This is a genomic window from Chryseobacterium electrogenes, from assembly GCF_053553015.1.
This window is the reverse complement of sequence record NZ_JBNPPB010000002.1, coordinates 3,026,928-3,050,754: the sequence shown is the minus strand read 5'-3', so window position 1 is coordinate 3,050,754 and position 23,827 is coordinate 3,026,928. Positions and strand designations below refer to the sequence as shown.

Annotated in this window: 29 protein-coding genes and 1 tRNA gene; 10 read left to right on the top strand and 20 right to left on the bottom strand. The window is 33.4% G+C overall.

The features are described from left to right. Nucleotides 1-16: 16 nt before the first annotated feature. The 17 genes from ACQQ6V_RS14055 to ACQQ6V_RS13975 form a co-directional block, all read right to left on the bottom strand. Nucleotides 17-90: transfer RNA gene (locus ACQQ6V_RS14055), tRNA-Asp, on the bottom strand. Between the two features lie 132 nt (nt 91-222). Then, a complete protein-coding gene (gene trxA, locus ACQQ6V_RS14050) occupies nt 223-540 on the bottom strand; it encodes a thioredoxin (RefSeq protein ID WP_448846127.1) in 318 nt (105 codons plus the stop codon). A 73-nt stretch (nt 541-613) separates the two neighbouring features. After that, the gene (locus ACQQ6V_RS14045; protein ID WP_448846126.1) at nt 614-1,786 is read right to left on the bottom strand and encodes a cysteine desulfurase family protein; all 1,173 of its coding nucleotides are present in this window, start codon (nt 1,784-1,786) and stop codon (nt 614-616) included. Between the two features lie 62 nt (nt 1,787-1,848). Next, nucleotides 1,849-2,436: an HAD family hydrolase gene (locus ACQQ6V_RS14040; protein WP_448846218.1), complete on the bottom strand. Its 588-nt coding sequence runs from the start codon at nt 2,434-2,436 to the stop codon at nt 1,849-1,851. A 10-nt stretch (nt 2,437-2,446) separates the two neighbouring features. Further along, nucleotides 2,447-3,172 carry an SDR family NAD(P)-dependent oxidoreductase gene (locus ACQQ6V_RS14035; RefSeq protein ID WP_448846125.1) on the bottom strand — a complete coding sequence of 242 codons (726 nt, stop codon included), beginning with the start codon at nt 3,170-3,172 and terminating at the stop codon, nt 2,447-2,449. 11 nt (nt 3,173-3,183) lie between these two features. Further along, on the bottom strand, nt 3,184-4,497 hold the full coding sequence (locus tag ACQQ6V_RS14030) for an FAD-binding protein (RefSeq protein ID WP_448846217.1): 1,314 nt from the start codon (nt 4,495-4,497) through the stop codon (nt 3,184-3,186). After that, nucleotides 4,497-5,381, bottom strand: a complete 885-nt coding sequence (locus tag ACQQ6V_RS14025) for a decaprenyl-phosphate phosphoribosyltransferase (protein WP_448846124.1) — start codon at nt 5,379-5,381, stop codon at nt 4,497-4,499. The genes ACQQ6V_RS14030 and ACQQ6V_RS14025 overlap by 1 nt, the downstream gene beginning before the upstream one ends. Before the next feature lie 91 nt (nt 5,382-5,472). Beyond that, on the bottom strand, nt 5,473-6,168 hold the full coding sequence (locus tag ACQQ6V_RS14020) for a YiaD family glycine zipper/OmpA-like lipoprotein (RefSeq protein ID WP_448846123.1): 696 nt from the start codon (nt 6,166-6,168) through the stop codon (nt 5,473-5,475). A gap of 14 nt (nt 6,169-6,182) precedes the next feature. Beyond that, the gene (locus ACQQ6V_RS14015) at nt 6,183-6,692 is read right to left on the bottom strand and encodes a lipocalin-like domain-containing protein (protein ID WP_448846122.1); all 510 of its coding nucleotides are present in this window, start codon (nt 6,690-6,692) and stop codon (nt 6,183-6,185) included. A gap of 91 nt (nt 6,693-6,783) precedes the next feature. Next, nucleotides 6,784-8,448 (bottom strand): S8 family serine peptidase, encoded by a 1,665-nt coding sequence (locus tag ACQQ6V_RS14010; RefSeq protein WP_448846121.1) that lies wholly within the window; start codon nt 8,446-8,448, stop codon nt 6,784-6,786. Nucleotides 8,449-8,459: 11 nt separating this feature from the next. Continuing rightward, nucleotides 8,460-9,071 carry a WbqC family protein gene (locus tag ACQQ6V_RS14005; protein WP_448846120.1) on the bottom strand — a complete coding sequence of 204 codons (612 nt, stop codon included), beginning with the start codon at nt 9,069-9,071 and terminating at the stop codon, nt 8,460-8,462. A 15-nt stretch (nt 9,072-9,086) separates the two neighbouring features. Beyond that, nucleotides 9,087-10,718 (bottom strand): signal peptidase I, encoded by a 1,632-nt coding sequence (gene lepB, locus ACQQ6V_RS14000; protein WP_448846119.1) that lies wholly within the window; start codon nt 10,716-10,718, stop codon nt 9,087-9,089. 75 nt (nt 10,719-10,793) lie between these two features. Further along, entirely contained in the window at nt 10,794-11,498 is a 705-nt protein-coding gene (dapB, locus tag ACQQ6V_RS13995; RefSeq protein ID WP_448846118.1) for a 4-hydroxy-tetrahydrodipicolinate reductase, read from the bottom strand. 28 nt (nt 11,499-11,526) lie between these two features. Continuing rightward, nucleotides 11,527-12,159: a DUF5683 domain-containing protein gene (locus ACQQ6V_RS13990; protein WP_448846117.1), complete on the bottom strand. Its 633-nt coding sequence runs from the start codon at nt 12,157-12,159 to the stop codon at nt 11,527-11,529. After that, nucleotides 12,160-13,050 (bottom strand): ParB/RepB/Spo0J family partition protein, encoded by an 891-nt coding sequence (locus tag ACQQ6V_RS13985; protein WP_448846116.1) that lies wholly within the window; start codon nt 13,048-13,050, stop codon nt 12,160-12,162. A gap of 33 nt (nt 13,051-13,083) precedes the next feature. Continuing rightward, entirely contained in the window at nt 13,084-13,857 is a 774-nt protein-coding gene (locus ACQQ6V_RS13980; RefSeq protein WP_448846115.1) for a ParA family protein, read from the bottom strand. A 163-nt stretch (nt 13,858-14,020) separates the two neighbouring features. Then, the gene (locus tag ACQQ6V_RS13975; RefSeq protein WP_448846114.1) at nt 14,021-14,842 is read right to left on the bottom strand and encodes an energy transducer TonB; all 822 of its coding nucleotides are present in this window, start codon (nt 14,840-14,842) and stop codon (nt 14,021-14,023) included. A gap of 192 nt (nt 14,843-15,034) precedes the next feature. Here ACQQ6V_RS13975 and ACQQ6V_RS13970 point away from each other — a divergent pair, with 192 nt between their 5' ends. Beyond that, entirely contained in the window at nt 15,035-16,381 is a 1,347-nt protein-coding gene (locus tag ACQQ6V_RS13970; protein ID WP_448846113.1) for a PDZ domain-containing protein, read from the top strand. Further along, entirely contained in the window at nt 16,368-16,898 is a 531-nt protein-coding gene (locus ACQQ6V_RS13965) for a hypothetical protein (protein WP_448846112.1), read from the top strand. Before ACQQ6V_RS13970 ends, ACQQ6V_RS13965 begins: the two co-directional genes overlap by 14 nt. On the opposite strand, the gene ACQQ6V_RS13960 is transcribed toward ACQQ6V_RS13965, so the two are convergent. Genes ACQQ6V_RS13960 through ACQQ6V_RS13950 form a run of 3 tightly spaced genes read right to left on the bottom strand, consistent with a single transcriptional unit; the run spans nt 16,895 to nt 18,861 of the window. Further along, nucleotides 16,895-17,746: a glycosyltransferase family 2 protein gene (locus tag ACQQ6V_RS13960; RefSeq protein ID WP_448846111.1), complete on the bottom strand. Its 852-nt coding sequence runs from the start codon at nt 17,744-17,746 to the stop codon at nt 16,895-16,897. The genes ACQQ6V_RS13965 and ACQQ6V_RS13960 overlap by 4 nt on opposite strands. A 5-nt stretch (nt 17,747-17,751) precedes the next feature. After that, entirely contained in the window at nt 17,752-18,363 is a 612-nt protein-coding gene (gene recR / locus ACQQ6V_RS13955) for a recombination mediator RecR (RefSeq protein WP_448846110.1), read from the bottom strand. A 3-nt stretch (nt 18,364-18,366) separates the two neighbouring features. Next, nucleotides 18,367-18,861 (bottom strand): dihydrofolate reductase, encoded by a 495-nt coding sequence (locus tag ACQQ6V_RS13950; protein WP_448846109.1) that lies wholly within the window; start codon nt 18,859-18,861, stop codon nt 18,367-18,369. Between the two features lie 110 nt (nt 18,862-18,971). On the opposite strand from ACQQ6V_RS13950, the gene ACQQ6V_RS13945 reads away from it, so the two are divergent. From ACQQ6V_RS13945 to ACQQ6V_RS13910, 8 genes are all read left to right on the top strand, one after another. Then, complete coding sequence (locus ACQQ6V_RS13945; protein WP_448846108.1) at nt 18,972-19,994, top strand: glutaminyl-peptide cyclotransferase; 1,023 nt, start codon at nt 18,972-18,974, stop codon at nt 19,992-19,994. Between the two features lie 101 nt (nt 19,995-20,095). After that, nucleotides 20,096-20,854, top strand: coding sequence for a hypothetical protein (locus tag ACQQ6V_RS13940; protein WP_448846107.1), 759 nt, complete (start codon nt 20,096-20,098; stop codon nt 20,852-20,854). 70 nt (nt 20,855-20,924) lie between these two features. After that, the gene (locus tag ACQQ6V_RS13935) at nt 20,925-21,539 is read left to right on the top strand and encodes a deoxynucleoside kinase (RefSeq protein WP_448846106.1); all 615 of its coding nucleotides are present in this window, start codon (nt 20,925-20,927) and stop codon (nt 21,537-21,539) included. A 202-nt stretch (nt 21,540-21,741) separates the two neighbouring features. After that, on the top strand, nt 21,742-21,981 hold the full coding sequence (gene rpmB, locus ACQQ6V_RS13930) for a 50S ribosomal protein L28 (protein ID WP_448846105.1): 240 nt from the start codon (nt 21,742-21,744) through the stop codon (nt 21,979-21,981). A 3-nt stretch (nt 21,982-21,984) separates the two neighbouring features. Beyond that, entirely contained in the window at nt 21,985-22,167 is a 183-nt protein-coding gene (gene rpmG, locus ACQQ6V_RS13925; protein ID WP_193811744.1) for a 50S ribosomal protein L33, read from the top strand. A 23-nt stretch (nt 22,168-22,190) separates the two neighbouring features. Continuing rightward, the gene (locus tag ACQQ6V_RS13920; protein ID WP_448846104.1) at nt 22,191-22,340 is read left to right on the top strand and encodes a DUF4295 domain-containing protein; all 150 of its coding nucleotides are present in this window, start codon (nt 22,191-22,193) and stop codon (nt 22,338-22,340) included. A gap of 197 nt (nt 22,341-22,537) precedes the next feature. Continuing rightward, nucleotides 22,538-23,494, top strand: a complete 957-nt coding sequence (gene ftsY / locus ACQQ6V_RS13915) for a signal recognition particle-docking protein FtsY (protein WP_448846103.1) — start codon at nt 22,538-22,540, stop codon at nt 23,492-23,494. Nucleotides 23,495-23,542: 48 nt separating this feature from the next. Next, entirely contained in the window at nt 23,543-23,794 is a 252-nt protein-coding gene (locus tag ACQQ6V_RS13910) for a GlsB/YeaQ/YmgE family stress response membrane protein (RefSeq protein WP_448846102.1), read from the top strand. The last annotated feature ends 33 nt before the right edge of the window (nt 23,795-23,827 follow it).

The window sequence follows — 23,827 nt, the reverse complement described above, 5'->3', positions numbered from 1 at the left end:
TTGATAAAACTTTATGCGATCCGGACGGGACTCGAACCCGCGACCTCCGCCGTGACAGGGCGGCATTCTAACCAGCTGAACTACCGGATCTTTACTTTAACGTTAGGTTAAATACCTCTGTTATTGTGGTTGCAAAAATACGACATTATTTTGAATCTCCAAATTTTTTATAAAAAAAACGCTTTTCTTACAGAAAAGCGCTCATTATCAACGTTATTTTTTTTACATGTGTGCTGCTAACTTCTCAGCAATAACCTCTTTTGGAGATACACCCACTAATTTATCTACAACTTGACCATTCTTAAAAATCAAAATTGTAGGAATATTTCTAATACCATACTCCATAGAAATGTTTTGATTGTTATCTACATCAACCTTACCAACAACAGCTTTACCTTCAAAATCTGAAGCTAATTCTTCTACGATAGGAGTTAACATTCTACATGGACCACACCAAGCTGCCCAAAAATCTACTAATACTGGTTTATCCGAAGATAATACTGTTTCTTGGAACGACTGATCTGTAATCTCTAGTGCCATAATTCTATATTTTTTTATTTTCTTTTGTTAATTGATGCAAAGTTACAAAATTTATACAAAGCATATTATTGCTTTATCTATGCTCAACATTATCATTTTCTATAAGAAACTGTTTTGACACATCTAATAATGCTTTGATAAATTGGTCTATTTCTTCTTTTGTGGTATAATGACTGAAGGATACTCTAAGTGGTGTGCAGGTTTCCATCTCTTCTTCATCCAAGATTGACATTAACACCATAGAAGGTTTTGCTGCGCCAGAACTACATGCACTGCCTTGAGACACGGCGATACCTTGCATATCCAATTGTAAGCCTATTAAAGGATTTTTATAAGGTAATAGTATATTAAGAACGGTGTATAAACTATTTTCCATAGCAGACTCACCATTAAACTTAACTCCTGATATATTATTTTCTACTTGTTCTTTACAATAGTTTTTAATACCCTTAATATGAGAACTATAATTGTCCATATTTTCGATAGAAAGTTCCCAAGCTTTACCTAGACCTACAATCCCACAAACATTTTCTGTCCCGGCTCTAAGACTTCTTTCTTGTGGTCCACCGGTAATAATACCTTTAAGCCCAGAAGATTTCCTTACAAAAGCAAAACCAGATCCTTTAGGTCCATGAAATTTATGAGCGCTACAAGATGCAAAGTCTACTTTAGTTTTAGAAAAATCTAAGTTAAGATGCGCCATCGTCTGTACTGTATCAGAATGGAACAACGCATTATTTTCTTGACAGAGGTCTGCAACTTTATCGATATCTAGAAGATTACCAATCTCATTATTAGCATGCATTAACGTTACCAAGGTCTTTTTATCAGAAGATTTTAATACATCTGCTAATTGATTAAGATTAAAGTTACCTTTATTATCAGGTCTTAGGTAAACCAACTCAACGCCATTAAGCTTTTTCATTTCTAAGCATGTTTCTGCAACACATTTGTGCTCCATTGGCGAAGTGATAATTCTTTGCACGCCAAGATAGTTAACACATGATTTAATAATCATATTATTAGACTCTGTACCACAAGAAGTAAATACAATTTCTCCTGGCGTAACGTGCAATGTGTCTGCAATCTTTCTCCTCGCTTCTTCTAACAAGGTTTTAGCTTCTTGACCTAAACTATGTGTAGATGAAGGGTTACCAAAATTATTACGAAGCGTAGCCACCATTGCATCTATTACCTCTTCATTAAGTGGCGTGGTGGCGGCATTATCTAAATATACTTTTCCCATGGATTAAAACGACATTATATTGATTGTAAACCAGAATTTTTTTCTAGAAATACTATACGAAATTAGTGAAAAAATTGAAAATGACCTTCATTTGCCCAAGATAACATTGCTTTATCTCCTGAAGTATCTCCAAAAGCAATGGATTTGTCGTACTTTTTTTGACCTATGGCTTCTTTAATACGATTAACTTTTTCTTCTCCATTACAGTTCTTGGAGGCAAACTCTCCTGTAAATTTCCCGTCTATAAATTGGGCTTTTGTAGACAATAGTTGCATCCCAAAATACTTAGCAAAAGGTTGCACCCAGATATCTAATGATGCAGAAACGATGTAAGCATCGACATTATCATCATTAATACTATTAATGAAGTCTAATGCATTTTCTCTAAATATATGAGGGAAATTAACATCAAAAAACTCTTGTGCTTTTCTTTCTATTTGATATTGAGACTCATCTTTTATGATTGAGGCTATAAAACTTTTTTTAACTTTTTCTGGATCGGCTAATTTTAATTTAACCAAAGTAAAAAGCGGCGAATGTTTAAAAAACTGCCACGAGAATCTGGAAGGATTATAAAACTTTAGAAACATAAACATCGTGTCTTTGTAAGTTAAAGTCCCATCAAAATCAAATAGATACAGTTTTTTCATCATTATTGTGTTAAAGCTTTAATTTCTTAAATATAAATTCTGGTATATTCCTTATAATCATCATGATAACAAACCAAATTGGTAAGACATAAGCAACATTTTTCTTCTTCTTATAAGATTTATATATTGCTATTGCCGCTTGCTTTGGTGATGCTGTTAATGCAGGATTAAGCGGTAAGCCTTCTGTCATTTTGGTAGCCATAAAACCAGGCTTTACCGTCATAACATGTACTTTTTTATCAAAAAGATAATTTCTAAGTCCACTAAGATAAGCCGTAAGAGCAGCCTTGGCGCTACCGTAGATAAAATTACTCTGTCGCCCTCTATCGCCAGCAACCGATGACAAAACAATCATTGTGCCTGCACGCTTAGACTCCATTTTTTTTGCAAAATAATTAAGAACAGGCACCAACTTAGCATAATTAATATCTATAACAGCTTCCGTATTTTTATCATCGTAAAGACCTTCTTCTGTGTTAAGTCCTAAATAACCTGTTGCACAAAATAATAGATCAGAATCTATCGCGTCTAGACTTTTGGTATCTATATCTCCGGTCACATCTAAAGATAATACTTCGGTATGCTGAAAATATTTAACATAAATATGATTCGCGAATTTTTGCGTAGTTTCTGGGTTAGAACTTAATAAATAAAGTGTTTTATATTTTTCTTTTGAAGTTAAAGCTTGTTCTACAAAAGCCTGAGCCACTTCAGAATTAGCACCTAATATGATCATAATTTCTCTACTTATTGTTGGTTAATTCTTTTATGTTGAAGTGATACAAACTTGTGAGAATCCACATTTTGTAAATAATTAGTTAAGCTACTGCGGCTCATGCTGTCTTTGGTAAGGTAAATTCTACCCCCGAATTTTTCTACAATATCATCTAATTGAGAAACTAATTTTGGCAATTTAGAATTCACCTTAAAATCTAAAGCCAAAGTATATCCTTCCTGAGGAAAAGAATTATAAGCTTCTGGATTATTTTTCCCGAATAACTTAAGCACCGCCAAAAAAGATCCGTTACCGCTTTGGGCAATCGTTTCTAAAATCTGTCTCATGCCTTCTTTGCCGTGTTCTTTAGGAATCACCATTTGATATTGGATAAATCCTTTTTTACCATAGATTCTATTCCAGTTTTTGATAGCATCCAAAGGGTAAAAAAAAGTTTCGTAGTCTATAAAACTATTGACTTGTCGAACTCTTTGCTTGGCATAATATAACCAATTAAAAATTTTAATCGATAGGCTATTTAATACAAAACCTGGAAAATAAAATGGTACACTTGGACTAAACTTAGGTTTTAATCTTAATGGTGTCTTAGTTTTGGTAGTAGGAATCTCACCTTTCAATGCATGTTCTCCTCGCATCAAAATAGATTTTCCTATATTTTTCCCTTTTTGTAAACAATCAATCCAAGCGACATTGTAAGTCCAATCTTCGCTCTCATCAAACAATTGAAAAATCTCATCTAAGTTATTTGCCTTGATGCTTTCTTGTCTGATATAAGCAGTTTCTATGTTTTTTAATTTTATTTTGGCAGAAAGAATGATGCCCGTAAGCCCCATACCTCCAATCGTTGCCCAGAATAAATCTGAATTTTCTTCTCTAGAGCAAGTTACAACTTCTGCGTAAGCATTAAGAATTTTAAACTCTATAACATACTCAGAAAAACAACCTTCGGCATGATGATTTTTACCATGAACGTCTGATGCTATTGCCCCACCAACACTTATAAACTTAGTCCCAGGTGTTACATAAAGGAAATAACCTTGCGGCACACTTATCTCTAGAATATCCGATAAAAGAATTCCGGACTCGCATTCTATCGTACCATTAATACGGTCAAAAGATAAAAACTTATTGAGTCTTTTAGTAGAAAATATGTGTTGTCCCAAAGAAGCATCGCCATAGCAACGCCCGTTACCTCTTGCAATAACTTCGGGATTATTGAGGACAAATTTTTTAATCTGAGCAAGAGAATCGTCTGACCTCATCTCCGCATCTACGATAGGAAAATTGCCCCAATTGGTAACTTTTTGAATAAAATTAGGTTTCATCATTTGTAATAAATCTGTAATAAAAATGCCATTAACCACAGTACTAAAGTTACTTGTATATAGCGATCTTTATAAACAATTTTGGTTGGAGACTCTGTCTTATTATACACCAAAGTCTGTTGAAGATAACGTAAAAATGCAAACATCACAAAAAAGACTGTGTAAAAAACTCTCTCGTGAAATCTCTGCTGTACCTCCGGTGATAGCGTAAACATTAGATAGCAAACAATAGCTAATGTAACACAAATACATAACGCAATATCTGCAAATTGTATATTATAGCCATCTAAAGCTTTTCTTGTTTTACCTGATAATTGTGCATTAATCAACTCTCCTCTTCTCTTGCCTACAGCTAAAACCATAGCCAATACAAAAGTTAATAAAATTGCCCATTGTGATATTTCTAATCCTGTAGCGTATCCTCCTGATAAAACTCTTAATACAAAACCTAATGCTATAATGGTAACATCTATGATTGCTACATGTTTTAGCTTAAAGGTATACAATAAATTCATTACAAAATAAAAAGCTATAATCACTCCAAATTTTGTATAATCTGTATGAAAGTACATCTCTCCCAAGAAGACAATCGCAACAATTAGTAAAATAAGTCCTAAAAATAAAAGTCTTGCAACCGATTTTGAAATTGCACCACTAGCCAATGGTCTTTTTTGTTTTTCTGGATGTTTTTTATCTGCTTCGATATCCATATAATCGTTGATGATATAAATAGAACTCGCAGTTAAAGAAAAAACGATGAAGGCAAAAATACTTTTTAAAAATAACTCGATGTTGGTTATATTACCCGAAAAAAATAGAGGCACAAAAACAAAAAAGTTTTTTACCCATTGCTCTACTCGAATTAGTTTTAAATATTTTCCCATTTGTAATAAATCAAGTGCAAAAATAAGAATATAATACAAAAAAAACCGCATAAAGCGGTTTTGTTATAAAAAAATAGGCAAATATTTTAATTTAATGCCCTTTCTGAGCTTCGTTAATCATTTTTTCGTTAGCAGTAATTGCAAACTCTACTCTTCTATTTTTTGCTCTACCTGCATCTGTATCGTTACTAGCAACAGGATTAGCCTTACCTAGACCTTCTGTAAATAGTCTAGAACCAGAGATACCATTAGCTACAAAATAATTTTTTACAGCGCCAGCTCTTTGACCAGATAATCTTAAGTTAACAGCATCGCTACCTACACTATCCGTGTAACCATACATGTTGATGTTAGTATCAGGATTATTCTTAAGTACAGTAACTAACTTATCTAAGTTACCTTTTGCAATAGAAGTCAAATTAGAAGAGTTAAAATCAAAGTTAACTGTATTTTCGTTAAGTGTAATTTTAATACCTTCCCCGACTCTTTCTACCTCAGCGCCTGGTAATACTTCTTTAATTTCTTTAGCTTGCTTATCCATTTTGTTACCAATGACACCACCTGCAGCACCACCAATAACACCACCTAAAACAGCTCCTAGAGGCGCATTACCTCCTTTACCAATGTTATTACCTAAGATACCTCCCAATACAGCACCTGCTGTAGTACCAATTACAGCACCTTTTTGAGTATTATTAGCATTTTGAACAGCTTCGCAACTAGACAACAATAAAGTTGATCCTAAAAATAATGCTGCGATGCTTGATTTATTGATATATGATTTCATAATAGTTTATTTTATTAATTTATTCTTTGAAAATTATAGCTTACTCTAAGTGATTGCCCTTCGAAAGCAACATTTTGAACTAAAGTAAATTGATCTTGTGATAAGTTTTGTAATTCTAATATATAACCTGCAGTTACCGCTTTTGATTTAGCTCCGTCAATTAGCTTTTTAAATTTGAATTCATTGTTTTTAGTCACTTCAAAAGAAATTGGCTGAGAAACTGATGGACAATCTCCTCCTCCATTTAAAGTATATGTCCCTGTATAATTATTAGGAATTAACTTCCATTGACTCCCTACGAAACATTGCGCATCCGCACCTTCGTCAAAAGGTTTAATCTTAAAAGATTTATCATAATTAACACTTACAATCTGCCAAGTACCTTTCATTTTTAAAGCATCAGCTCTACGCGTCTGAGCTTCTTGAGCAGATACCGAACCAGAATTAGTTGCAGCATTGTTAGTTTTACAAGAAGTCACTATTAAAGAACTTCCCAAAACACTTAATAAGAATAACTTTTTCATAGTATAATTATTTTATAAATATTATTAATTAAAAACTGTGCCAAAAAGATTAATTTCAAAAAAAATGTCTGAAAATTTCAGACATTTTTTATTAATTTTTCACTGCTTTCTTTGAGGACTTACGCTCTTTTACTTCTTTTTTAACATTATAAAAGTTTTCATAAGCATATTCTGATGCTTTTTTAACATCAATTACACCTCCTGATACAGAATAATTAGCAAAGCCATCTTTGTTGCTTTTATTAACTGTTTTTTCTAAAGATTCTATCAATTGCGCTGGCGTTAGTGTTGGCATATAGGCTAATAATACTGCCGCAGCTCCAGCCACAACAGGCGACGCCATAGACGTACCCTGCTCATACTTATATTCTGATGTAGGAACGGAAGAATAAATCTCCTCTCCTGGTGCAAATACATTAACCAGCTTATTATTATAATTAGAAAAATCTGCTCTAAGTCGATCGCTATTATTGGTATTAGCACCCACAACAATCATATTGTTGATAAACGGTTTTTCGTCAGAATAAGATTTAAAATTAGTTGGATAATACACATGCTCTGCTAAATCTTCGTTATCATTACCCGCAGCCTTCACCAATAATACACCTTTCTTTTCCGCATATTTAAAAGCATCCCAAACGTGTGTTTTACCTGGTGACACTGGTTTTCCAAAACTCATATTTAAGATTTTAGCCCCATTATCTACCGCATATATTATAGCATTAGCAACATCTTTATCACGTTCGTCACCATTAGGCACTGTTCTTACTGACATGATTTTAGCTACTTTGTAAGCAACACCATATTGTATTTCTTTCCCTTGAGGAACGCCTGCAATAATACCTGCAACATGAGTACCGTGTAAGGCATCTGGACCTTGGTAATGATTATTTCCGTATTTTTTCTCGGTATAATCATCATAATTATCACCTACTTTATCTTTTCTTGGGTCAAAATCTAGATTATATTGAAACTCAGCTTGAGGTTTAAAATAATCCAAAGCTTCTTTTACCTGATCTGTAAGAAATGCTGTTACGTCTTTTGCTGACTTACCCGCTATATCTTTATTCTGAACCATCTGACTCATTACCTGTAAAGCCATAGCTTCTAGCTGAGTTGTAGGTTTTAATGTAGAGAGAACCTCTGGTGTAAGTGTTTTGTCACCTAACAACTTGCTAATGCTTGGGATAGACTGCTCTATCATCTGATACGTCTGATAGCCTTGTTTTGCCTCTACACTTTTCTGTGCAAAAACCGACTTAGCTTTCATGTACATATCAAAGTCATCCTTCATTTTAGCCTGATTATCCTTATTTTTAACAGAATCAGTACCTTCAAAAATAGGTTGATATTTTTTAACAACACGTGTTACCTCCATGTTATCTACATCTAAATCCTGATCTTTAGACCCTAGAAAATTCCAGCCGTGTACATCATCCACATAACCATTACCATCGTCATCTATTCCATTTCCTGGAATTTCGTTAGGATTTTTCCACATATTAGGAGCTAAAGCAGGATGATCGACTTGTACACCACTATCTAAAACACCAACAATAACTGTTTTTGGCTTAAGACCTTTTGATTCTAAATATTTATAAGCATTATCGGTATTAACTCCATAAACTTTGCTTGTAGCAAAATCTTTGTGATACCAAGTCATTAGATCTTTATCCTGACTTTTATCTATTTTTTCCTGAGCAATTACAAATCCTATACCCGTAAAGAAACTTACGGCAATAAATAATTTTTTCATATTGTATGTTGTTATTTTTTGACTTTATTAATATAAGTCTTTGCTTCTGGACCTAGATTACATAATAAATCCAGAATAGAAAGATCTTCTATAAATCCTTGCTTGTCAGAAAAAGTCTGATAATAATTTTCTAAAACAAAATCTGATTTTGCTTTTGCAGAATATTTGTCTCGATTATCCGTAACATCTGGCGTTTTAATATATTCTTCTGTTAAGGAGAATGTCTTTTCTTCTTTCAGAATAGCTAAAATAATTTTTAAGCTATTAAGATTAAAATCTAACAAGGATTTGGATTGGTGTAGAAAAATCTGTGCCAACTTAGCCTCATAATATTCAAAATAAGGAGAACTCTGATAAGCCGTTTTAATAGATTTCCAATGAAGCTTCTGCCAATCTTCGGCATAAGAAACCTCAATATCCTTCATGGTACGACTACCATTATGATGAATAGGAATAATAAGCGACAACTTACCGTTAGCACCATAAACATTGGCACGGTTACGATAGGTCTGCTTAGGGAAATTTTCAAATTGTTCTAAAATAACCTCATAATCTGGATTCAAAAAATCTGAAAACCAAGTAATAGGCGGCATGTAAAATACGGGCAATAAAACCTTCTTCATTATTATCAATTATAATTAATCTTCTGATTTCTTTCTCTTAAATAATTTAGCAAAATAATCCCAGCCAAAGAACAATACCAAAATGGCTACTGCAACCCACCAATAAGATGTTTTTTCTGCCTCGCCAGTGTTAGTTACTTTAAACATACGATCCCAACGAAATTTCTTTTCGGCTTGGTAACTGGAGCTTTTATCCGGGAATAATCCTTCTACACTCATCCATGTAAACATCGGCTTACCAATGATATTTTCTTCTGGTACAAATCCAAAAAAACGAGCATCCAAAGACGCGTCACGATTATCTCCAATCATGAAATAATAATCCTGCTTTACAGTATATTGATTAGTTTCTTTCCCATTGATATAGAATTTTCCATCCTTATTTTCAATTTTATTATGCTCATGTTTAGCAATTAACTTGTGATAAGTTGGATAATTTTCCTGAGTTAATGTAATAACATCACCTTCTTTAGGAATTCTCAATGGTCCGTATTGATCTACATTCCATTTTTTATTAAGAGGAAAGATAGACTGTGTTGTATCTATATTTTTGGTGTAAGCATTCTTCTCTGCATTAACTTTATAAGCAATCATAGAAGAATCCTTCGGCATTATATCTTCTTGAATATCAAGAACGCCAGGCATTGTTTTAAACTCTTTCGCTGTTTTATCTGTTAAACCTTGAAAGGCATAAATATAACCAGAGTTAGTCTGAATCTCCTGAACTGGCAAAAATCCATACACTTTATACAAAGAAGGAATATCTAATTGAGATGATGCATGAACAATATATTTATGCTGCTCATACTGATCTCCTTTGATATTTTCTGGTTTTCCGTTGATAAACAATCTACCATTACGGAATTCTAAAACATCACCACCTACAGCTACACAACGCTTAACATAAGGATCTTTTCTGTCCGTTGCTATATGTACAGAATCATCCGGATAGTTAAAAACAACGATGTCATCTTTGGCAGGCTTGCTCATTTGTAACAATCTTGTGTAAGGTAATTTTACGCCATCAACATAAGATTTCGGGTCATCTTTAGGATTACCTTTTTCGCCAGTATCCATAATCGTCCCTTGTAAGAAAGGCAATGCTACCGGACGCATTGGCATCCTGTAACCATAACTCCACTTATTAACAAATAAGAAATCTCCAACGAGCAAAGTTCTCTCCATAGATCCCGTAGGAATCCCGAAAGGTTGCGTGATAAACGTGTGAATAATCGTTGCGAAAACGACTGCAAACGTCACAGATCCTATGAATGTTTCTTTTTTCTTCCCTTCTTCTTCCTCTTCTTCGGTTTCTATCTCGATATTCTTTCCGTAATTGACAGTTGCCATAAAGATAAATGGTAAAAGAACGGTCAACAATCCATTAACCAAACCTCTTTTGCCAAATTTTCTCATTAAAAATAAATGGAAAACAGACATCATTATTGGTCCAACAATTGGGAAATAAGCTAATATAACCCACCATTTCGGGTGATTAGTTTCTTTTTGAACAATAAAATAATTGTAGAAAGGTATAAACGAAAAAATTGGGTTGTACCCCATTTTCTTAAATAACTTCCAAGTAGAAAGTCCCATTAATACACTTATAATAAGGACATAAAGGGAGTAAGTTAATATATAATCCATTTTTTTAATTTAATAATTAAGTGATTCTGATATTTTATTTGGTTAATTAGTATTGTATCTATAAAAATGTTACAGCTAAGAAAGCCCTAGTACATCTTTCATCCCAAAGTTACCTTTTTTATCTTTAATCCACTCGGCAGCAATTACAGCACCAAGAGCAAATCCTTTTCTATTGAATGCGGTATGCTTTAATTCTATTTCGTCAACTTCAGATTTATAAAAAACACTATGAGTGCCAGGAACTTCGCCTTCACGAATAGCAAATATCCCTAGTTCTTCATTTTTAGTTTCGTCTAATTTCCATGAATTAAATTTAGAATGCTTAAAAATCCCTTCTGCCACAGAAATTGCAGTACCGCTAGGCGCATCTTTCTTATGAACATGATGAATTTCTTCTAACTGAACTTGATAATCCTCCTCGAAAGGTTGCATTAATGCAGCTAACTTTTCGTTAATGGCAAAAAATAAATTAACGCCGAGGCTAAAATTAGAACCATAAAGAAATGCAGAATTGTTATCTAATGCGATTTTTTCTACGTCTGCTTTTTTCTCTAACCAACCTGTTGTACCACAAATCACTGGGATCTGTTGCTCTAGACAAGCTTTGATATTATTGTAAGCGGCTTCTGGATTAGAAAACTCAATCACTACATCGGCCTGATTAAGAGTCTCTTTAGTTGCAGTTTCTTTTAATCTAGCGACAATTTCATGACCTCTTTCTTGGGCGATTTCATCGATAATCTTTCCCATTTTTCCGTAGCCTACTAATGCTATTTTCATAATATATTATGGTCCCGAAATGGGATTTTTAAAATCTATAACTTAAACTTATACCAGCTCCAGACTGCTGAACGTAATGTTTATCCTGGATAATCGTTGGTGTTATTGCCAAATCTGGATCGTGGCGACTTTCATATAAATGTGCGTCTACTACGGCATCTACAATATTAAGAATATATATTAGTGCTGTAATACCAATGGCGTAATCTCGTTGTCTTTTGGATCGGTCCTGGGCATTTCCCAAAACTCTTTTATCAATCCCTTGAATCCCCGAAAACTCATGTGGCTGTCCATTAAGCTCTGCTACAAAAGCATTTCTGTAACGGTTATATTGTTTTTGATTCCACATTGCAACACCTACGCCTGTACCAACGGCGCCCCAAACGATAGGGACTTTCCAATATTTCTTATTATAATACTGCCCTAGTCCTGGCAAAACTGCAGAGTATAAGCCAGCCTTGATAGGACTCAATTTCAGAACTTGAGGTTTAGCATTTTGAAGCTCTATATCGTCCAAAATTTCAATCTCAGATTTTACTTTCTTATTCTCGGTAACTTGCAGGTCTGCTTTTTTCTCAAGAGTTAATGTATCTTTTGAAACAACTTGTGCAGAGACCCCGAAAGATATAGTAAGTAAAAAGATAAAAAAAAGGTACTTCATTTATTTAATATGAGACAAAATATAGTCTAATTCTTCTTCACTTTTAAAATCTAAAACAATCTTTCCTTTTTTTCCGTTACCAGAAGTTTTGATCTCTACGTTAACATCCAAAATATTGGTTAATGATTGTTGTGCTTTCTTTATAAAGTTAGGAAGGTTAATTTCTTTAACGGGTTTCTCTAGAACCTGAGCGTTCTTCAATAAGTTAGCCAATTGCTCTGCCTGACGTACATTAAGCTTCTCGTCAATGATTTTATCAAAAAGAACCTTTCTGTTTTCTTCATTCTCTAAGCTAATTATTGCACGACCATGCCCAGCGGAAATCTGCCCGCTTCTAATAGCATTTTGTACAAAAGGATCTAGTTTTAAAAGTCGAATAGAATTAGTAATTGTACTTCTTTCTTTCCCAACTCTATTACTAAGGTTTTCTTGGGTCATACCAAGTTCTTCCAATAATCTCTGATAAGTTAAAGCGACTTCTATAGCATCCAGATCTTCTCTTTGGATATTTTCTACCAAAGCCATCTCTAGTAATTCTTGGTCATTAACCAATCGTATATAAGCAGGAATGCTCGTTAAGCCAGCAATTTTAGATGCACGAAAACGACGTTCTCCAGAGATAATCTCAAAATTCTCACCATCTTTCCTTAAAGTAATTGGTTGAATAATGCCTAGATTCTTGATAGATTGCGCCAACTCATTCAATGCTTTTTCATCAAAGTATGTTCTAGGCTGTGCTGGGTTGGGATATATATCATCAATAGAAACCTCAACAATATTACCTACAAAAACTTCTGCACCTTCATCTGTTGCAGAATTAACTGTACTTTTACTTTCAGCATTAAGAATAGCACCAAGACCACGTCCCATTGCTCTTTTTTTATCTTTCATATGTTATATTTGGCTTTAGTTAAAAGATGATTATTAAGATTTTGCTAGTTTTTCATTGTTAAGCAATACTTCTTCTGCTAATTGGATGTATTGGATAGCACCTTTACTTTCGGCATCATATTTTAGAATACTTTCTCCAAAACTTGGAGCTTCGCTTAATCTAACATTACGGCTAATTATTGTTTCGAAAACCATTTCAGGAAAATGAGAATTAACCTCTTCTACCACTTGATTAGATAATCTCAATCGACTATCATACATGGTTAATAAAAGACCTTCTATGTCTAGATCTGGATTATGAATTTTTTGAACATTCTTAATTGTATTCAATAATTTGCCCAAACCTTCTAATGCAAAATACTCACATTGAATAGGGATAATCACAGAGTCTGCAGCTGTTAAAGCATTAATGGTAATTAATCCTAAACTTGGTGCACAATCTATGATGACATAATCATAATCTTTTTTGATATCCTGAAGCGCATTACGCATCATATATTCTCGATTTTCTCTGTCAACCAATTCTATCTCTGCAGCAACCAAGTCTATATGAGATGGTATAATATCTACATTAGGTGAGCTTGTTGGAAGTATGCAGTTTCTTGCTTTAGCACTGTGTTCTAGAAGATGATAGGTAGAATTACCAACTTCTTCTATACCAAGTCCTGACGTGGCATTAGCCTGTGGATCGGCATCTATCAATAGTATACGCTTTTCTAAAACGCCTAATGCGGAAGCTAGATTAACCGCCGTTGTTGTTTTTCCTACCCCTCCTTTTTGGTTTGCAACACCTATAATTTTTGACATAAAATTCAATTAATGCTCAAAAATACGATTTTTTTAATTTGAGCATCCTATTAAAAGATAACAATCCTGTTAAAACACTGTTAATTAATGCCATATAAATAAAAAAATTATCCACAATTTTCTAGAAAATGTGGATAATTAATAAAAATAATTCTGCATTATGCTATTCAATTCTCATGGTTATCGGAATATTGAAATATGAACGTACAATTTCGCCCTTTAATTGAGCTGGATTCCATTTAGTTTTAATCGCCTTTACAGTACGTTCTGCTTCTTTGTTAAAGTCAGTATCAGCACCTGTTGCTTTAACATTAGTAATACTTCCATCTTTCTCTACTACAAAGCTAACCGTAGCCTTCATAACACCTGATTGACTGACAGCTTCTGTATCAAAATTTTGTCCAACTCTATCTCTGAAAGCATCTAATCCCCCTTTAAAAGAAGCAGAAACATCCACTGTCTTTTCGATCACATTAGGATCTTTCACAAGAACTGGAGGTTTTACAGAGATTGTAGGCGCTCCACTACCTGACGTAGTTGGTACGTAAGGAACACTTGGCACAACAGTCTCTGGTCCATCAATTGTTTCTGGTCCAATTGCAGCACCTTTTATCTCATCAGTTGTAGGTATTGTTTTTTCATTATCCACATGTCTTGTCGGAGTAGGTATTGTTGTGTCAACAGTCTTCACTTTAACTGACGTAGTATGAATTGTAGGTTTTGGAAGCTCTACAACATCTGGTGGCAGATAAGTAATCACATGTCCAGAACCAATATCTGGAACCTTTATAGGATCTGCTTTAAAAGAATTAACAGCAAGCGGAACTACCGCCACTGCACCAAAAAAGGCAACGCCAATTATTAATGACCTGCTTAGGATCTGATCATACTCTGTCCGCAATGCATATGCCCCATAAGCCCTATTTCTCTGCGCAAAAACAACTTGATCTAAGTCATCTTGCTTTTCATTTTTAAAAAAAATCATTACACTATTTTTTAAGTTATACGTTAAAACAAAACTACTAATCTAAAAACAATATCAGATTAACATTAAAATAAAAACAATATTTATGCCACTTTATTAATTATTAGTTATATTTTTAGCCAAATTATTAACTTTAACACATTCAGCGATTATATCTTTATCATTTAATTATAAAAAGGTCTTTAAATAATTATGAAAGCTTTACTATTAATATTATTTCTGAGCATTTCTAATTTGGGATTTGCACAAAATGGGTTTCAGATAAAAGATACTAAAAAAGAAAAAACCACTATTTCTTTTGAGTTAGTCAATAATCTCATCATCATCCCGATCTTAGTAAACGGCGTCAGCTTAGACTTTCTATTAGACACGGGCATTTCTGAAACAGTATTATTTAGCTTAAATGAAAAAAAAATAAACTTTAAAAATGTTGAAAAAATCAAATTAACAGGCCTAGGAGAAAATCAAGATATTGAAGCTTTAAAATCAGTAAAAAATCACCTTACACTCGGGCAAGATCTCGCAGATGACAATCACAGCATATACATTATTTTAGACGAAGATTTCAATATTTCCCCAACCATAGGCGTACCTATTAATGGAATTATTGGCTATCATTTTTTCCGAAATCACCCTATAGAAATTGATTATATTAAACAAAAAATAACCGTATACAAGGATCAAAACAGTATAAAAACCAGAACTAAAAAATTCCGGAAAGAGAAGATCAACATAGAGCTTAACAAACCATACATGATAGCAGACGTAGAGATGACACATGAAAAAAGGGCTTCAAAAATGCTTTTGGACACTGGTAATACAGATTCTGTATGGTTATTCCCTACACTAATTCCGGGATTCAATTATAACAGACCTAATATTGATGATTTTTTAGGCAGTGGTTTCAGCGGTGATATCTATGGTAAAAGAAGCAGAATACATGGTCTTTACTTTAATGAATTTTCTTTTTCAAAACCTATAGTTGCTATGCCAGATGCCGCTTCTATTCAACATTTAAGATTAGTTCCGGATCGCAAAGGCTCCATCGGCTCTGAAATACTGAATCGCTTTACCATTATTTTTGATTATCAGAATGAAAATATTTATTTCAAAAAAAATAAGCACTATAATAATCCTTTTCCTTTTGATATGAGCGGGTTAGAAATAAAACAAAATGGATTAATCTGGCAACAAGATTTAGTTAAGGTAGAAACTAATTCTGAGAGAATAGATTACGGGGAGAGAAATGCCTTTAATGTCACTTCTACAAAAGAATTTCAATATAAATTTTCTTTAAAACCTAACTTTATTATTGCTGGCACCAGAAAAAACTCTCCTGCACAACTCTCTGGATTACAAAAAAATGATGTTTTGGTAAAAATCGATAACAAAAAAGTAACTAACTTAACACTTCAGAAAATACTAACTATTTTAAAATCAAACGAAGGTGAAAAAGTAACACTTGACATTACACGAAACGATACTCCTATGACATTCAGTTTTAAATTAAAAGACCCAATTCCTTATGAAGAACAATAATCGAGAAGAGACGCTAACCAGCATTCGTACACGAATTAGATTTAAGCTGAAAACCAACTTAACACCAGAAGCTTATTCTGAAAATCTAAAAGAATATCTTGCGGAAAATACAACAGAATTTACAGGAAATATCAATACCGAAATCGCAACAATCTACGTAAGAAATGACAATCAACAATTCTGGAAACCTAACCTTTCTCTAAGAACAGAGTTGGACGATAATACAACTTACATCCGCGGGATCTTCGGACCAAGCCCTTCTGTATGGACGTTTTTTATGTTTCTATATTTTTTGTTCTCTATTGCTTGGATGGTATTTTTTACAATGTATTACGTAGAAAAACAAATTGAGTCTAATGATTATCCTTGGTCTTTGGGAGTTTCTTTTGTTGCGCTAGCGTTACTAATATCAACCTATATTGCAGCACAAGTTGGACAGAGATTATCAAAAAAGGAAATAAAACAGCTCAGAAAATTTGCAGAAGAATCAACCTATCCACACGAGAAAAAAATTTAATTTTTTATTTGAAACAGCGCAATTTTATGTCTGATTTTCAACCCTAATTTTAAAAAGGAATATTGCAATGGACTTTGTTTTCTATAATATTTATCTATAAAAATCTGCATTGCACCATAAAAACGCTCTAGATAAACTTGATCTTTCATTGTGCTTTCGCCTTTGTAATGAAGGATAGAATATTTCCCGTAATAAAAATTCTCGTAACCATGTTGAAGAATAGTGTAACAGATATCAATGTCTTCGCCGTACATAAAATAAGCTTCATCAAAACCACCAACTTCCTGATACACTGATTTTTTAGTCAACAAAAATGCGCCTGTAAAAACATCACATCGCGCAATATCATGCTCTCCAATATCATTTCTATAATAAGACTTGGGATTAGATTTCTTAGAAAAAGGCGTAAAAAGCTTCTCAAAAGAATTTTTCATATCAGGAACAGATCGTTTGCTTTCTGGCAAAAAAACCTGCGCCTTATCATGCATTCTAACGCCTAAACATCCGAATTTTGGTTTTGAATCTGCAAAATCTAATAGCTCATTAATATAATAACCTTCAATCTCAGTATCGGGATTTAGGATTAAAACATACTCACCGTTGGCATGCTTTACTCCAATATTATTGGCTATAGAAAACCCATTATTAGTTGTGGAAGCTATAAAATTAACTTGCGGAAATTCAGATATTAAATGTTTCCAAGATTCATCTGGAGAGAGATTATCTACGACAATAATTTCATATGAAATATCTTTAAAATACTGCTGAATAGATAGAATACAATTCTGTAACAACTGAGCTACATTATAATGTACAATTACGACGCTAATCTTAACTTCAACATCCATGATTTCTACATTTTTTCGTTGTAAGGCAAACGATTAGTTATAGATCTTCCGAGTGAAATTTCGTCTGCATATTCTAACTCATCTCCAACGGCAATGCCTCTTGCAATACTTGAGAAAACAACATTAAATGACTTGAATTTCTTATAAATATAGTAAGCCGTTGTATCGCCTTCCATTGTGGCACTTAGCGCAAAAATCAATTCTTTTACCTCCCCAGATTCTAGCTTTTTCTCAATACTTCCGATATTTAGTTGATTAGGACCAACGCCTTCCATTGGAGAAATCTTCCCGCCAAGGACAAGATATTTACCGTTAAATTTCGACGTATTTTCTATCGCCATAACATCTCTGACATCTTCTACGATGCAGAGCACTTCTGGATTTCTTTTAGAACTTGCGCAGATTTCACAGATATCAGTATCAGAAAAATTATGACAGTTTTTACAGTATTTAATATCCGTTACCAGATTTTGGATAGAACTGCCTAAAGCAATACCCTGCGAAGTAGGCTGTCTAAGCAAATGCAAAGCCAATCTTAGCGCAGACTTTCTCCCAATGCCTGGCAGTCCAGAAATCTCTTCAACAGCTTTCGCTAATACTTTACTTGGATAATCCATTAATTACAAAGCCACTTTTCTATCAAAAGTTTGGAAACAAAAATCAAAATCATGATCCTCATCTTTTTGCACACAATCTTCTGCTACTTTAACCCAAGTTTTTGGATTAATCTTTGGGAAATAAACATCAGCATCCAGCTCAGCATCAACCAAAGTCACTTCTAACCGATCCGCTTTCTCAATAGTCTGCTCATAGATGTTACCACCACCAATCACCATAACATTTTCATCAATCTTCTTAGCATGTTTCAGCGCATCTTTAATAGACGGAACGATAAGAATCCCTTCTTCAAACCAATCATTCTTGCCACTTACGACAATATTAGTACGATTAGGAAGCGGCTTGCCAATACTTTCGTAAGTCTTACGCCCCATAATAATAGGATGTCCTGATGTCAAATTTTTAAAATGTTTCAGATCTTTTGGGAGATGCCATAACAGCTTATTATCTTTTCCTATGGCATTATTTTTGCCCATAGCCACAACTATTGTAATCATTTTTTATAGTAATATTACAAAACTACATCATCTGAGTTATTAAAAAAAATTTATACGACACAGATTTTTATTTTTGTACTTTTGATATTTCTAATTTTAAATTAATCTACATGAAAAAATATATTTGGGTTTCTGCTTTAACATTATTGTTTTTAACATCTTGTAATAAGGATAAAGAAATCCTTAATAGCCTTAACGACTACAACATTTCTATGGAAAGCAAAGGCTATCATTTTGGCGACAAACTTAACCTCCCAAAAGAAGTTACAGACAACGCAGAAAGTATCAGTATTAATTTCGGCGACAGCGAAACATCCAGCTTGGTTGTAGATCCTAAATATTTCACCTTAGGTGATAATGCTATTACTTTTAACATTAAAACCAAAAGTGGCGAAACCTTAACTCAAGATGCCACAATTAATGTTTTTGCTAAAAATGCTGAAGCTAATATTAATTACGAAATCATTGCTGAATATCCACATGATCCTAAAAACTTCGTCCAAGGTTTCCAAATTGAAGGTAATACAATCTACGAGAGTGATGGTCAAAATGGCGAATCTAGAATCATCAAATATAATCTTGGAAATACAGAAGCTGCTATCTCCACGCTTCAACCCGCAGAGATCTTCTCGGAAGGAAGCACCATTGTTGGTGACAAAGTCTATCAATTAACTTGGAAAAACAAAAAAGGTTTTATCTATGACAAAGCCTCTCTTAAATTACTAAGCGAATTCCCTTACCCTGGAGAAATTGGAGAAGGTTGGGGACTAACTTATGACGGAAAAAATCTTATCGCATCAGACGGTAGCAAAAACCTATATTTCCTTAATCCTAGCGATCCATCAAAAGTTGTGAGATACATTTCCGTAGCCGGCAACACCGAAGCTTACGACCAACTTAATGAGTTAGAATATCATAATGGTTTTATATACGCTAACGTTTGGATGAAACCTATTATCATTAAAATTAATCCTGCAAACGGTGAAGTTGTAGGTAAATTTGACTTTACAGATATCGCAAAACAACACACAAAAGGCAGCGATGATGTCCTTAACGGTATTGCTTTCAAAGGTGAAAACATGCTCGTAACAGGTAAACTTTGGCCAAAAATTTACGAAGTAAAAATTAAATAGTTTTTATAAAACTACAGAACATATCAATCCAAATCTTTAGTTAAAGATTTGGATTTTTTATTCACTGAAAATTAATTATTTTTACGCAAACATTATAAAGAATGAGGCTTATTTATTTTCTATTATTCTTCATTTCATTTTTGGGATTCTCTCAAAAACAACTTTCTATTGACAGCCTAAAATCGAAAGACGCGAAAGACATCTACCTCGATGATTACAATAACATTTACATGTATCAAAGCAAAAATTTTAGTCTAGTAAAGTACGATAGCCTCGGCAAATCATTAGCGCAACAAATGATGCCCAGACCATATAAAATCCAGTCTATTAACAATCCTCTCAATATTGTTTTATTCTCTGAGAACACACAAGAAATAAAACTAATAGATCAAAATCTTAATGATATTCAAAAAATCAACCTAGTCAATTTTGGGTTTATAAAAGCTGCTTATTTGGAAGATCTGCAAAGTCTATGGCTCATTGACGATAGTAGTAAAAGTATCATTCTTTACAATTCTAGAATAGATAAAAGCATTAATAAATTTCCATTTTTTGTCAACACAGAAAATATTATAGACTTCCTGGTTTATGAAAACAAAGTTTATCTATTGCAAGACAAACTTTTTAGTGTTTATGATCTAAAATCTAATTTAATCTTTTCTCAAATCATAGAATCACCAAGAAAATTAAAAAGAGAAAATGACATAATTAACGTTTTTACAGAGAAAACTTTTTATCGATATTCATTCCCCAATCAATGGTCATCTAAAAGCTTAGAAAAAGATGCGGAAATTGTGGATAAAAATCAATCTGGATTTTTGGTAAGAAAACAAAACAAACTCTATATTTGCACACTCTAAAGTTAACCTTCATATTTATTGGTTTATCACTGATAATCAAACCAATAACTTAACTCATAAATTAATAATTATGCACATTGCAGTCACCGGAAATATCGGCGCAGGAAAAACTACGCTTACCAACATGCTTTCTAAGCATTATAATTGGGAAGCACAATTCGAAGATGTTGACCACAATCCTTATCTGGATGATTTTTATGGCGATATGTCAAAGTGGTCTTTCGCGCTTCAGATTTACTTTTTAGGAAGCCGTTTTAGACAAGTTAAGGAAATCCGAGAAAGCGGCAAAAATGTCATTCAGGATCGTACGATATATGAAGATGCACATATTTTCGCAGAAAATTTAGCCGAGATGAAACTTCTTTCTGAGAGAGATTTTAATAATTATTTATCTGTGTTCAACCTGATGAAAGATTTTATTTCTGCGCCTGATTTATTAATTTATTTGAGGTCAGAAATCCCAACTTTGGTACGTCAGATTGCCAAAAGAGGACGTGAGTACGAGGCTAGCATCAGCATAGATTACTTATCAAAACTAAATCAAAAATACGAGTCTTGGATCTCTAATTACAAGGACGGAAAACTACTGATTATAGATGTTGACAACCTAGATTTCGTAGAAAAACCAGAAGACTTCGGGTTGATACTAGAGCGCATAGATGCAGAGTTAAATGGTCTATTTTAAAGAAAAAATAAGTCATTAATTAGGAAGAGTCGACTCTTCCTAATTTCAAATTAATAAATTACAAACCAAGAGGTTTCAAGATAATTAATTGTAAAAGTTATATAAAAATTAATACAATTATTTTAAAAAACACTTGTCTAAAAGAAAAATAATTCGTTATTTTGCAACCTCAAATATTATATAGTCAAAAGAACATCGAGATATGTCAAGAATTTGCCAAATAACAGGTAAGCGTGCAATGGTTGGAAACAATGTTTCTCACGCAAATAACAAAACGAAAAGACGTTTTGAGATCAACTTATTAGAGAAGAAATTTTATCTTCCAGAGCAAGAGAAACACGTTACTTTGAAAGTATCTGCTCATGGATTAAGAGTAATCAACAAGATTGGTATCGAAGAGGCTATTGAAAGAGCAACTAGAAACGGATTTTTAAAAAAATAAGCAATGGCTAAAAAAGGTAACAGAGTTCAAGTAATTCTAGAGTGCACAGAGCACAAAGAAACTGGTGTAGCAGGTATGTCAAGATACATTACTACCAAAAACAAAAAGAACACTACTGAGAGATTGGAGCTTAAGAAATTTAATCCAGTTTTGAAGAAGTACACAGTTCATAAAGAAATTAAGTAATCATCCATTAAAGACATTTCACAATGGCAAAGAAAGTAGTAGCAACCCTACAAGGTTCATCTAAAAAGATGACTAAAGTGATCAAAATGGTAAAATCTCCTAAATCTGGAGCTTACGTTTTTGAAGAAAAAGTAATGAATGCTGAAGAAGTAGACGGTTATTTGAAAAAATAATATCTAGCTTCTATACAATATAAAAAACTATCCAATTTTTGGGTAGTTTTTTTATTATCTTTGAGCAACAGAAATTAGAGTTTAGATATTAAAATATTAGAATAATACTTTTTTAGTATTAAAAGTATTTGCGTTTTTGCCTAATCTTAAAATATAGCTCTATCCAATTTCTAGTATCTAACATCTAATATCTATCAATGAGTTGGTTCAAGAAAATATTTAAAAAAGAAGAAAAAGAAAGCCTTGACAAAGGTCTAGAAAAATCCAACCAAGGTTTTTTTGAAAAAATATCCAGAGCTGTTGTTGGAAAAAGTACAGTAGACGAGGAAGTCTTAGATGATCTAGAAGAGATCCTTATTGCTTCCGACGTTGGTGCAGAAACTACAATTAAAGTCATTAACAGAATCGAAGATCGTGTTGCTCGTGACAAATATGTTAACGTTTCTGAGCTAGACAATATACTTAGAGAAGAGATATCAGCTCTTTTACTAGAAAATCCTCACGCCAATACAGATAACATCGACAGAACCAAAAAGCCTTATGTTATTATGGTTGTTGGCGTTAATGGTGTAGGTAAGACAACGACGATTGGTAAGCTGGCACACCAATTCAAATCTCAAGGATTAAAAGTAGTTCTCGGTGCTGCCGATACCTTCCGTGCTGCCGCAGTAGACCAATTGGTAATCTGGAGCGAGCGCGTAGGTGTACCTATTGTAAAACAAGCTATGGGATCAGATCCTGCTTCTGTTGCATACGACACAGTACAATCTGCAGTGGCTCAAGATGCGGACGTTGTTATTATTGATACTGCTGGACGTCTTCATAATAAAGTAAACTTAATGAACGAACTTTCAAAAATCAAACGTGTAATGCAAAAAGTCATTCCTGATGCACCACACGAAGTACTTTTGGTCTTAGACGGTTCTACAGGTCAAAATGCTTTTGAGCAAGCTAAACAGTTTACAGCAGCTACAGAAGTAACTGCATTGGCAGTGACTAAATTAGATGGAACAGCTAAAGGTGGTGTTGTAATTGGCATATCAGACCAGTTTCAAATTCCGGTTAAGTATATTGGTGTTGGAGAAAAAATGCATGATTTACAATTATTTAATGGTATAGAATTTGTAGATTCTTTTTTCAAGAAAAGAAATTAATTCTTGAAAGAAATCACAAATCACATTAATCATTAAAATTTTGAAATTATGAGTATCTTAACATGGATCTTATTTGGTCTTATTGCAGGCGCAATCGCAAAAGCTATTCATCCTGGATCCGATCCTGGTGGTTGGTTAGTAACAATTATTATTGGTATATTAGGAAGTATTCTAGGTGGATTTTTAGGAAATATGCTATTTAACGTAGATGTTACCGGATTTAATTTATCTAGTTTTCTAGTAGCAATTGGAGGCTCTGTACTTTTATTATTCATTTACAGGATGGTAACGAAAAAATAATTATCATATTAAAAAAAACAAAAAAAAGCAATT